Here is a 12,678-nt window from a genome sequence, read left to right on the forward strand (position 1 = left end):
ATTAATAAGCATACAAGGAATAATCCTTAGTAATAAAGAGGACCGCATACACTATTCCAAAAAACAACGCCATGTGACCTGCCAAAGGTACTGTCGCAACATTTTTTTTAGGATTTAGGAATAAATGAATAGCTAAGGAAAAAAGTAAAGAAAATACAAAAAGTATAAAAAATGAAATAGGAGCAAAAGCAAAAGACATTGCAATAAAGAAAAGAACGTCTCCAAGACCTATGGACTCATTAATTAATGGTTTTTGGAATCGAATTTTCGAATATAGAGCGGCAAAAAGCAATAAGACACATATGAAAATTAGATTGCTCAAGCTGTTTAAAAGCACAGTGTAAATAGGATTTTGTATCATGTGAATACTCAATACTAACAAGCCTACCAACGCATATAAAAACCAGTAGACACTTCTATCTTTATAATCCTGAATAGTAATCAATGCGAGGGTAATCCAATTTAATATGAGTAAAATAACCATTAGTCGCTAGTAGTTTGTTTTGGGCTACCATTTTGATCTATTTCCCAAACATTAAAAACTCCGTTTCCATTAAAGTCTGTCAAAGCAGTGGCTCTTACCTTAAAGTCACTTGTATTGGCTTGAATGATTTCGTAAGTATAATTTGCACTACCATTTTCTTTGACTGTTTTGGGGATTTCAAAGTCAATTTCAGTCAAGTTAGAACTGTACTTAGAATACATAAAAAAATATTGTTTCTCAGCGTTGTATATGGCTTTGAGTTGTACTTGTGCTTCTACACTTTTTGCTTTGGTAATGAGCGGCATTAAGTTAGGTAGGGCAATAAGCAATAATATACCTATGATAGCCAAAACGATTAGCATTTCTTGAAGATTGAAGGAGTCGATTTTTGATTTAAAAAGTTTATTCATAGAAATAAATTGAAATATAAAACAAATATAAGAATTAATATGTAAGTATTATTTTAGTTTTTATATTGTTAAATTAATATTTTATTTGTACCATTGTCACGAAAATCTGTAAGAATATTAAATATGAAAAAAATCCCGTTGTATCTGGCATCGTTTGCTGTTTTGTTAAGCATTGTAAGTTTTTATTTTATGAAAACTAGTTCAAATTTAGTTTACGTAGATGTAAATAAATTAATTGAAGGGTATAGTAGAACAAAAATAGCCAAAGCAGAATTTGATAAAAAAGCTACTTTGATGAAATCTAATGTTGATTCCTTAATAGGAAATTGGCAAAAAGAATTAAAAGCGTACGAAAAAGAAAGAAGTACTCTGTCTTCAAAAGAACTACAACTAAAACAGGAGCTGCTAGGTAATAAGCAACAACAAATAAACGGCTACCAGGAGGCAATACAAAAAAAAATTCAAGAAGAAGATAAAAAAGTAACCCAAACAGTCATTAATGATATTAATGATTACATAAAAGATTACGGTAAGAAGAAAGGCTATAAAATAATATTTGGCGCTAGTGGTGGAGGAAATATTATGTATGCCGACGAATCATCTGATTTAACCCAAGAAGTATTAAACGGTTTAAATGCTGAATATGACAAAAAATAGTCTTTCTTTAATAATACTGTTTGTACTAATTTCATCTTGTAATAAAAGCTTCGATACTAAGGATAAGATGAATACTTACATCCAAGATGAAGAAAATGGCTATACCAAAAGTAAAAAAATTAACGGTATTGACGTAAGTTTAACCTTTAAGCCTTCAAATCTTGTTTCTTGGCAAGAATTCTCAAATTATAAGTATTCTAAAACGAAAAAGGATTCATTAAATAAGGTGTACAGCAAATACCTCTATTTTGTTTTGAGTTTAAGCAAAAATAGCAATGAAATCTTTTCTACATTTCCAAAAAGTAGAGAAGAATTAAACGCTATACAAAATACGTTAACTTTTGAAATGAATAAAAAAGTATCCTTAACAAATAGTAACAAAGATACTATTCCATTAATTGATTTTAATTCGCCTCGTACATATGGTATGGCTAAATCAACTAATGTCTTGTTAATTTTTAAAAAAAATGAATTAATAGAAAATAGTGACGAATTTTACTTTAATATGTCCGATATCGGCTTAGGTATTGGCGATGTGAAATTTAAATATGATGAAACTATTAAAAAACAGATATGTATTAATTTTTAATTATTATTTAAATCATTATCCCTCATGAATAAAATTTTACGCTCTAAAATAATTGCTGTTTTTTTCTTAGTAATAATAGTGCCTAGTATTTTTCCGATAAGTCCTATTTATGCTTCAAATAACGGCCCTAATGCACCAGAATCTTCTGGTTTTGAATCCATTAATGCAACAGATATGGTTAATCTTAGCAGTGGTGATATGTCTTATGTATTACCATTGATGGACGTAGGAGGAATGCCTGTTTCTTTGTCTTACCATGGTGGAATTCCTTTAGATCTCGAATCTACTTGGACAGGTTTAGGATGGAATCTCAATACAGGAGCTATCAACAGAGGGTTAAATGCAACTCCTGATGACTTGAACGGAGGGAATTCATTAGATTTTATTAGATATCAAGATGCAGAGACAGTATATACGGTTAACGTAGGTGTAGGTATAGCTACTGCAGCAGAAGTTGGAGTTGGTGCTTCTTGGGGTTCTAACAAAAGTTTATCGGGATCAGTATTTGCAAGTGTATCTATAGGTGCAGTTGGAGCCTCAGCTAGTATTGATACAAACGGAAACTATTCTCTTGGTGTAGGAGGAGGTTTCGGATTTGGAGCGAAAGATGGTAGTGGAGGTAGTAGCTTTGGCGGTGGTGTAAGTATGTCTGGAAATGTAAGTGGAGGTAAAACTAATTTTGGAGCAGGTGTAGGTGTGCGAACTGCTGGGGGAATGACAGCAGGTCTAGGGGCTAGTTTAGATGGAGGCGTATCTGCGTCATTAGGATATTCAAATCAATCAGGTAGCGGAATTAAGCAGGCTGGAGAGTCTGCTGGAGGATCAATTTCAGTAAATAGTTTTTCATCGGGTGATTGGGATATTAGTAGTAAAGGATGGTATGTACCTATTAGCATAGGAATTTTTTCTTTTGGTTTTGGGAAACAAAAAATAACCTCTAGCCTTGCAAAAGCATACAAGAAAAAAGGCTTTGGAGTGCTATACTCAAATTTGGATAATACAAGCTATGATGCAGTAGAAAATGATAATGGCATAGATACTCAATTTGCTGATTATCAAAATAGATATCGTTATATGGATGCGTATGAACAAACTTTACCTCAAACAGAAATAGATTTTGTAGCAGATAGTGATGCAGATAGAGAAAAAATAAATTTTTCATTTGCAGCATATGATTCCTTTGATGTAAATGCAACAGGAATTTCAGGTGTAATGAAACCAAGAATTTTACAAAATGCAACTATTTTCGGATTAGGATATAAAGGAAACAATCCTGCCAGTTCAGATGGTGGAAAAATGAGAATATATAATCACAACACACTAGCTACAGATAAAACATTTGGAAAAAACACATTAAACGATATTGAATTTTATTTTAATGGTCAATTTACTCAAAATAAAGCAATTCCTAGCTTAACAGCTTTGTCAAATAGCAATACTACTTTACAAGGAATTTTAAGTACCAGACAAGCCCTAGATAATCAAAGATTAAGACAAGGTAATTATGTAGAAGTTTTTACTAACGCTCAAATAAAAAATAATCAAGCGCAAGGACTATTGTCTCCAATGAGCCCAACAGCTGACGGACTGAGTATAGTTGCATTAAATAGAAACGCTTCTGAATATAAAAATGAGGGGATTGGAGGGTATAAAATTACTGCGCCAGATGGAAAAGTATATCATTTTTCTCAACCCGTTTACCATTTTGAACAAGTAGAAAGGACAATACTAAAAGATGTTTCAGAGGATAATGTTAGCGAAAAGCGTCAATATACTTCCTATGCTACTCACTGGTTATTAACTGCAATAACTGGACCTGATTTTATTGATACAAATAATAATAATATTGCTGATGCAACTGATTATGGATACTGGGTTAGAATGGATTATGGTAAATGGTCTGATGGATTTGTATGGCGCAATCCTACTGATAAAAATCTTAAAGACTACAATTCTAATTTAGAAGGTGATATCGGAAAAAATGAATATGGTACCTACCAATTTGGAAGAAAACAGTTGTATTACTTAGATCGAATTGTATCTTCTACTCACACTGCTTATTTTGTCAAAGATCTTAGATATGATTCTGTTGGTAGTGATTTAACTTATAAATTTAACCCGTCAGTTACTATGACAAACGATGGTACGTCAACAACTCCATCTATTAGTGGAGAAAATATAAATCCTAATGAACCGAATATTACCTATAAAAGGCAAATGCAATTAATGCTAAAAAAAATTATTTTAGTAAAAAACGAAAATGCTTCAATTTCAAAAGGAAACATAGCAGACAATCTCAAATTAAATTATCCAAGTTCTAATGATCTGCTTACAATTTACCAACCTGGATTTAACTCAAACGGAGGGTTTTACCAAGAAAACGGAGCTAATCCATCAATAACTATCAATAACGAAAGTGGAGTTTATGACTCTAAAGATTTCATCAACTTCAATTACAACAATGCGATTAAAGTTGTCAATTTAGATTACAATTACAATCTAGCAGTAAAAGATCATACAAATACTGCTCCAAGTCCAACTTCAGGAAAATCAAACGGTAGTCCCGGAACAATCTTTTGTTCTGAAAATCCTAATGCAGGTAAATTATGTCTTAAAAGTGTAACTTTTTTAGGGAAAAACAATTTCAATTATATGCCTCCCTATCAATTTCAATACAAAGGTGAATATCTTGGGCCTCAATCCAGCTATATTATGTATCCTGCAAATGCCCTTGTTCAAAAAACTAATAATGGTATGTCAGCATTCAATTACAGTGGGAAATATATTAGTTATGGCAGTGGTACTGGAATCCCAATTGCCAATATTAGAGCAAAAGACGAATGGGGATTTCTTAAAAATATTCCTGGTCAGGAATATGAAGTTAGAGCTGCAGCCTGGACAATGAATAAGATTATTACTCCCACAGGTTCTTCGATAGACTTTGAACACGAAGAAGATGATTTTGATCAAGAGGCTTTTTCTAGAAGGTATTGGAATAATAATTTAAAATTTAAAACCTCAAACTTAACTAATGATATACTGATTGAAATACAAAATCAGAATGGACTCTTAGCTGGTTTGAACGTTGATTTTAGAGACTATTTCAGGACTGGACAAAGAGTTTTTCTTGATTTATGGTTAGCTAGGGCTAGAGGAGGTAGTTCATCATCCTCAGGAGCTGTTGATGTTCGTTCTGATACCTACTGTTCTGTTTCAGAAGTAAACTCAAACTATGTTAAAATTTTAGCTAAGAAAACTAGTGTTACTTCAGATTTTTATGAAACTGGTCAATATTCTCAATCAGGCGCACCTTTATACGAATTTAAGTCTACCTATCCAGCAACTTATTCAGGAAACCGTCCAGATTATGTCCAAAATTGTTTTTTTAGTATTGGCGCTAATGAATGCGGCTCCAATGTTTATTATTCTCTACCAAGAGGAGAGACACCTCATGTAAGTAATTGTCCCTTTAATAGAAATTGTCCTGATCATTGGACAATTAAATATAAATTGCTCGCTAATAAAGTACCTACAGCTAGAAGCGGTGGTGGACTGCGTGTAAAATCAATTACTTTAAATGACGAGAACAACCATAGATACAAAACAAATTATTATTATAATAAACTAGGTTCTGCTAAAGACAAAAGATCAACTGGCTATATCTCGTCTGGAATTACTTCCTATAGCCCCGTAAGAGGAACTAAGTTTGTTCCTTATCAGTCTGAATTACCAAGTCCAGGAGTCATGTATGAAAATGTCACAATGGAACCACAAAGTGAAACTGGTGAAACATTAGGAGAAACTAGATATGAATTTTATGTACTCAAACCAATACTAAATATTTTTGCCGAAAATTTAGAAATGAAAGATGTAGATGGAACAACAATTTTTAAAGCAACTGTTAGCCAAACAAATACGAGTGACGGTTATTTAAATACAGCTAAAAAAATAAAAGCAAAAACAATTAAACTAGATATAAATACATCCTTGATTGGACAATTTAAATCAATATCAGAATTTAATAACAAAGGTCAATTACTATCTAAGGTTGAAAAAAAATATAAAAGTGGTTTCGCACTAAAACAAGCAAATATTAACAGAGGTAGTATTTTGGAATCTTTTCAATCAATGAAATCAGTGTTTACAACTGATGCTAATGATGCAAATCCTGTCTTAAAAAATAGATTCCTTTCTATTTCAAGCAAAGAAGAATATTCAAGTGTTCTAGAAAGTATTATCAGCACAGGCCCACATGGTAAAAATATCGAACAATACAGCAATACTGATAAAGAAACAGGGGCTTTCCTAACGGTTGATAAAATAATGTCTAATGGTATAAAAACACGTGTAGAAAGAGTTCCTGCCTATAATAAGTATCCTGACATGGGGAGCAAAGTAGATAATGTTAATAATAAAAATATGTTGTCTCAAACTGCCGTTGATTATTCACTTATTCTTGATAACGGGGAATGGAAGAAAACTGGGGTAGGAATTACAACCTGGAATAATGAATGGAAGTATCAAGATGTATCAGGAAATACTTCTTCTCCATCCATAACCAACCAAAAAATATGGCGAAAACATAAGACCTTTGTCTGGAATGGATTAAGAGATTCTAACGGAATTTTCTTGAACTATGGTGCTAATGACGATAATTTTAACTGGAACCTGCCAAATGGTATAGGAATAGACGTGACGCAACTCCTACAGTGGAAGCAAACTTCTGAAATAAGACTTTATAATTATTTTTCAAATCCATTGGAGATAAAAGATATTAATAACAATTATGCTTCTACTAAAATGGGAGATAATGATAATAAGGTAATCGCTACAGGAAATGCAGGTTACAACGAAATATTCTTTACTGGTGCTGAAAACACGCCTATTTCTGGTTTTCTTGAACCTGAGATAAATATGATAAATGCCGCGAGAAATACAACTTATTTTCATACCGGTAAACAATCAGTTGCCGCTACTTCAAGTTCACAATTTGGTGTAGCTATGAAAAGCAATCAACATAGAGCCGGTAAGTACAAAGTATCGGTATGGGTAGAAAGAACAAATGAAGCAAAAGCCAGAATCAACTTCAATGGAGCTATTATCAATTTCACAGAAACATACGGTGCAGGACTTTGGAGACTTAAGTCTGGATATGTTAATGTACCTGAAGGTGCATGTTCAATCTATGTAACTTCTGCAGATGCTTCAACTGTTTATTTTGACGACTTAATGATTAGACCTATATCAAGCGCTATTAATGGGTATGTATACAATGAATATGATGAATTAACATATATGATTGCCAATAATGGATTAGCAACTAAATATGAATATGATGCCGCTGGTAGATTGACTAAAACTCACATGGAAGTACTTAATGATGATTTTTATGAATTTGGAGAATTTTCCCCTCATTTTGGAGGATTTACATTAATAAAGACAAATACGTATAACAATAGATTTGTTAAATAAAATATAGTACTATGAAAAATAAGTATGTAAAAATCTTTCTTTTATTGTTTTTTATCTTCGTTAATATAAGCGTTAATGCACAAGAAGAACCTTATTTAGATCCCGCTATTGATGATCCAAATTGCCCACCTGAATATCAACAATTATATTATTACGATAATGATTCAGACGGATATGGTAGTGAAACTAATTATATACTTTCATGTTATGATCCTGGTGCTTATTACGTAAGTAATGGTTTAGATTGTGATGATTCTAATCCAAACATTAACATTATCAATTGGTACTACGATGCTGATGGTGATGGGTTCGGAAATCCAGAATATTACACCTATGCATGTACAAAACCTGCTGGTTTTGTAAGTAACGGAAATGATTGCAACGATAGTGATGCTAATATCAATCCAGATGCAAAATGGTATCTTGACACTAATAATGATGGCGTAATATCAGAGCTTGATTCAAGTATGCCCATCACACAATGTAATCCTCCTACTGGAAACTACATAAATAAAACCGATTTAAATTACCACTGGATTCATAATGTTACTTTCGATTTAATTGGTAACATAACAAGCGCTTCACGGACTTTTTTTAATGATCTGGGAAAACCAAATGTGACTTTGTCCAAAGATTACCTAAAGAATATAGTTTGGGGTACGGAACAACTCTATGATAACTTTAACAGAGTAAATAGAGCAACCTTTATAGCACCATCACCCAACACTAATTTCACTAAAGTAAACTTCTTTAATTCAGCTAATCTCACTAATTATTACAGTGATAGTAATGTTTTAGAGCCCTATCAGGATATCGCAGCACAGCCTTATATTCAAACTAATTACGACCTTCTTAATCCTGGGAATATAATTAATACTGTAGGAGGAAATAAAATAAATGATGAGTGGAAAACAGGATATTCGTACAAGGTGCCTGCGGCACAGGAGATGTACTATGTATACGGTTCTGATTATTATGACGGTGCAATTACGTCTGGCAAAGAAGAGGTAATTACTAAATTCTTTAAATCGGTAGCTGTTGATGCTAACGGCATAGAAAATGTAGCTTTCACAGATGGTGAAGGAAAGACACTAGCCATAGCAAAATCTGGTGGACCTAATTCCTACCCTGTGGTCTCTCTTATAGGAACACAAGGATTTGTTGATGTTCATATTCCTAGTGGAATTGCAACTTCTCAAATTTCTTTAATAGGAAGTTCTTTTCAGTACAAAATATATAATCTTAAAACTGGACTATTGGTAAGTACTGCTTTAGAAGGTGGAAATGCCTATCGAATTGAAGCAATTACTCCTCCTACCATTGACCCATTAACTTATATCGTTGGTGGAGTGCCTACTTATGATTCCGGATCTTTAGGAATCAACTATTATGTAAATTACTATGACTATGCGGTAAACGTATATAACAAAACGGGGCAATTGATAAAATCAGTTCAACCCAATGGTTTTATACTAAATAATCCTATCGTAGCTCAGCCAATATATATGTCTGCATCAGCTTCCAATTTTATTTCAACTTATACCTACAATGATCAAGGACAACTTAAACAAGTGGTAAGTCCCGATGAAGGAACTAGCAAATTCCTATACAGACAAGATGGACAAATTCGATATTCCCAAAGCGCCTTGCAAGCTGATACTAAAGTATCTTATACTAATTATGACAGTTATGCGAGACCAATTGAAAGTGGGGTAATTACAAATAACTGGGCAGCAGCTTCTACTAATCCTGATGGAGTACTAATCTCAGGTACTGCAAGCGAACAAACAATAACAATTTATGATCATGAAGACAACAACCAAAGTACTGTAACAATTCCGGCTAATCTTTCCTTAGCTAACTTACTTACTACTGCAGGAATGAACTCTTATGCAGTTTACACCCAAAATAATCTTTCTGGTAATGTTGCTATTACGTTTACAAAACCTGGAGCAAATATTACTGCAATTTCTTGGTATAGCTATGATCTTTATGGAAGAACCCAATGGGTGGCGCAGTACAATGAAGGTATTGGCCTCAAAACTGTTCATTACTACTATGATTACAAAGGAAATGTAAACAATGTGATTTTTCAAAAAGATAAAGCTTTAGAGCGTTTTGAACACCGCTATTCCTATGATAGTAATGGTGTTTTAACTAAGGTAGAAACAGGAACTAACGGAATCAATTACCAAACTGACGCAGATTATTCCTATTACTTGACTGGCGAACTAAAAAGAGTAAATATCGCACAAGGTGCACAAGGATTGGATTATGTGTATACTTTAGGAGGACAACTCAAAAGTATTAATCACCCGAGTCTGGAAGCAACTAAAGACCCGGGAGGTGACGCCAATGATGTTTTTGGGATTACATTAGATTATTACAGTGGCGATTACCTTCGTACAGGAAGAAACATTACTAGCTCTCCTACTGCGGGAGCGGATTATAACGGAAACATTAAAGCGGCTCGATGGACAAATAAAGGAATAGCTGCTGATTATACAGGCGGTATTGCGAACCAAAAAGGATATTTGTATAACTACGACCGAAACAATTGGTTGACTGGAGCCACTTTTGGAAATACCAATGCTAGTACTGCTGCTATTACCCCAACAGCCAATTATAACGAATCGGGACTTAGTTTTGATGCAAATGGAAACATAAAATCATTGAAACGTTCTGATCATGCGGGTACAATAGTAGATGACTTGACCTATAACTATACCAATACAGGAAAAAATCAGTTAAATAATCTTACTGAGTCAGCAGCTGTAACAAGCGATCCAACGGATATTGAGACACAGTCCGCAGGCAATTATGTATATGATGCAATTGGGCAGATTACCCGTAATGTTAAAGAAGATCTATATTACTTCTATAACACGCAAGGCTTAGTAACCCAGGTGAATAGGGGAGCTAATGCAGTAGTAAGATTTTTTTACAACGAGCGTGGGCAGCGCACCAAGAAAGAAAGTTATAACACCGCTTCACCTTACTCCTTATCCAGTACTGATTACTATATAGTAGATTTATCGGGTAACGTTATGTCTATTTACAACCAACCCAACAACGGTGCCATTGTTCAAAAAGATTTACCTATATTTGGCCTTAGCAGGTTGGGGGTATACAATAGAGCAAGTGCCACGAGTGCATACGAAATTGCGGATCATTTAGGTAATGTAAGAGCGGTTGTAAGCAAGCCAAGTGGCAGCCTGATGATTAATTCATTTGCAGATTATTACCCTTTTGGGGAGCTGTTGCCTAATAGAAATTCTAATAGTGGTAATTATCGTTATGCCTTTCAGGGGCAGGAGCTTGACCCAGAAACAGGAATGGAAGCTTTTCAGTTAAGACTCTGGGATGGTAGGATTGGGAGGTGGCTTTCGCCTGACCCTTATGGAGAATTTCATAGTCCATACTTGGGGATGGGGAATAATCCTGTTAGTACTATTGACCCTGATGGTGGTTGTACAAAATGTCCAAATGGTGCTAAAGCAGGAGATTCTTTTAATGACGTAGGAGGACACGGGAATGTCACCTTTGATGGTAGTAATTGGATAACCAGTAGTGGTTCAATTGCAATGAATGATGTAGTAATTGTGGGTTCTCCTAAAAGTAGTAGTGGTTTAAGTACTGCTGGAGATATTGCACTAGGTTTTGTGCCAGGTTCTGATATGATAGGAATGTATCAAGGTGCTAGAGATGGCAACTGGGGACAATTTGCAATGTCAACTGCCTTTTTTGCTTTTGATGTGGCAACTTTGGGTACTGGCTCACTTGTTAAAGGAGGATTAAAAGCCGCTATAAAAGTTGGAGCTAAAGAATTAGCTGAAGAAAGTGCAGAACAGATATTAAAATCTAGTATCAAATCTGCAAGACGAAGAGCTGTAAGACAAGCTTGGAAACAAGAGAAGAATTTAGTTAAAAGAATAGGTCAGGGTACCAGGGATTGGACAGAATCTGAAACAAAAGAATTATTAACAAATGGTAAAGTTAAAGATTTTGTTGGGCATCATATTAATAATGTGAAACACCATCCTGAACTTGCTGGAAATCCTGCAAATATTGAATTTGTTACAAAAGCACAACATTTAGCTAAGCATGGTGGTAATTTTAAAAACAAAACAATAGGAGAATTAATTAACAGATAATATTTATTAAATGAATTATTTTGAACAAATAAAGAAAGAATTATATAAGTTTGAAAATTTAGGAATAGAGACCTCTTTAAATGGAGCCATATTAATCGGTAAAGCCCCTCACGTAGCAGAATTTGCTTGGCTTAATAGTATTTATCCTGTTCTTGATGAACAAAATATACTTCAATTAGAAACAGAATTAAAAACAAGTATTCCAGCTGATTATAAATCATTCTTACTGAATTACTGTAATGGTTTAGGGATTTTTGTTTCTAAGTTTTCTTTATATGGTTTACGAAAAGAATTGGGAAGAACTATTGAAGCCAGTAGACAACCCTTTTCAATAATCACGCCTAACACTATTGAAAAACCAAAAAATTCTAAGGAAAGTTATTTTTTTATAGGTAGTTATAAATGGGATGGTTCAAAATTGTATCTAGATAAAGAGACAAATAAAGTTCATTATTGTGACAGATGGGATGCTACTTCGTTATATGAATGGAATTCATTTGAAGAAATGATAGTTTCAGAAGTAAGAAGAATAACGAATTTGTTTGATGACAGAGGCATTATTTTAAATGAAAACATGCACACAACTCCAGTTGAAATATTAAAGTAACAATATAGTCACGATAGTTTAGATATATTTCCGTGACCGAAAGTTTTGTAAATCATTGTCACAACGAGGAGCCATATAACTAATTATAAAAGCAAAAAACTGCAACTGGAATTCATTTTCTAGTTGCAGTTTTTTTGTTTAAATGCTCTTGATAAAGCTTTCGGACACATAACAGGCTTCTGGATTCTGCTTATCATGTATTTTCAAAACCTTATCCCGCTCTCCGAAGAGTCCCTTAAAAGTTAAACGTTATTAAAACTAGAGCCGTGCTGTGGCGAATGTCTCCGACTTCGCACTAGTTCCAA

The 12,678-nt window shown here is 33.8% G+C and carries 7 protein-coding genes; 5 read left to right on the forward strand and 2 right to left on the reverse strand.

Translation table 11 applies throughout. The features are described from left to right. Position 1: 1 nt before the first annotated feature. Positions 2–484 carry a hypothetical protein gene (locus ACNQGB_RS04470; protein ID WP_417943694.1) on the reverse strand — a complete coding sequence of 161 codons (483 nt, stop codon included), beginning with the start codon at positions 482–484 and terminating at the stop codon, positions 2–4. After that, entirely contained in the window at positions 484–894 is a 411-nt protein-coding gene (locus ACNQGB_RS04475; RefSeq protein WP_417943695.1) for a prepilin-type N-terminal cleavage/methylation domain-containing protein, read from the reverse strand. Before ACNQGB_RS04475 ends, ACNQGB_RS04470 begins: the two co-directional genes overlap by 1 nt. A gap of 123 nt (positions 895–1,017) precedes the next feature. On the opposite strand from ACNQGB_RS04475, the gene ACNQGB_RS04480 reads away from it, so the two are divergent. The 5 genes from ACNQGB_RS04480 to ACNQGB_RS04500 are packed head-to-tail and all read left to right on the forward strand — an operon-like array spanning position 1,018 to position 12,373. Then, positions 1,018–1,551: an OmpH/Skp family outer membrane protein gene (locus tag ACNQGB_RS04480; protein WP_417943696.1), complete on the forward strand. Its 534-nt coding sequence runs from the start codon at positions 1,018–1,020 to the stop codon at positions 1,549–1,551. Then, positions 1,538–2,140: a hypothetical protein gene (locus ACNQGB_RS04485; protein ID WP_417943697.1), complete on the forward strand. Its 603-nt coding sequence runs from the start codon at positions 1,538–1,540 to the stop codon at positions 2,138–2,140. Before ACNQGB_RS04480 ends, ACNQGB_RS04485 begins: the two co-directional genes overlap by 14 nt. A 24-nt stretch (positions 2,141–2,164) precedes the next feature. Continuing rightward, on the forward strand, positions 2,165–7,612 hold the full coding sequence (locus ACNQGB_RS04490; protein ID WP_417943698.1) for an RHS repeat domain-containing protein: 5,448 nt from the start codon (positions 2,165–2,167) through the stop codon (positions 7,610–7,612). An 11-nt stretch (positions 7,613–7,623) separates the two neighbouring features. Continuing rightward, entirely contained in the window at positions 7,624–11,766 is a 4,143-nt protein-coding gene (locus tag ACNQGB_RS04495; protein WP_417943699.1) for an RHS repeat-associated core domain-containing protein, read from the forward strand. A gap of 10 nt (positions 11,767–11,776) precedes the next feature. Next, positions 11,777–12,373, forward strand: a complete 597-nt coding sequence (locus tag ACNQGB_RS04500; RefSeq protein WP_417943700.1) for an SMI1/KNR4 family protein — start codon at positions 11,777–11,779, stop codon at positions 12,371–12,373. The last annotated feature ends 305 nt before the right edge of the window (positions 12,374–12,678 follow it).

The organism is Flavobacterium frigidum, assembly GCF_048286795.2.

Excerpts from the sequence above, each read along its gene's own strand:
- ACNQGB_RS04470 (WP_417943694.1), bottom strand. The coding sequence starts at position 484 with ATGGTTATTTTACTCATATTAAATTGGATTACCCTCGCATTGATTACT.
- ACNQGB_RS04490 (WP_417943698.1), top strand. The coding sequence starts at position 2,165 with ATGAATAAAATTTTACGCTCTAAAATAATTGCTGTTTTTTTCTTAGTA.
- ACNQGB_RS04475 (WP_417943695.1), bottom strand. The coding sequence starts at position 894 with ATGAATAAACTTTTTAAATCAAAAATCGACTCCTTCAATCTTCAAGAA.
- ACNQGB_RS04500 (WP_417943700.1), top strand. The coding sequence starts at position 11,777 with ATGAATTATTTTGAACAAATAAAGAAAGAATTATATAAGTTTGAAAAT.
- ACNQGB_RS04485 (WP_417943697.1), top strand. The coding sequence starts at position 1,538 with ATGACAAAAAATAGTCTTTCTTTAATAATACTGTTTGTACTAATTTCA.
- ACNQGB_RS04495 (WP_417943699.1), top strand. The coding sequence starts at position 7,624 with ATGAAAAATAAGTATGTAAAAATCTTTCTTTTATTGTTTTTTATCTTC.
- ACNQGB_RS04480 (WP_417943696.1), top strand. The coding sequence starts at position 1,018 with ATGAAAAAAATCCCGTTGTATCTGGCATCGTTTGCTGTTTTGTTAAGC.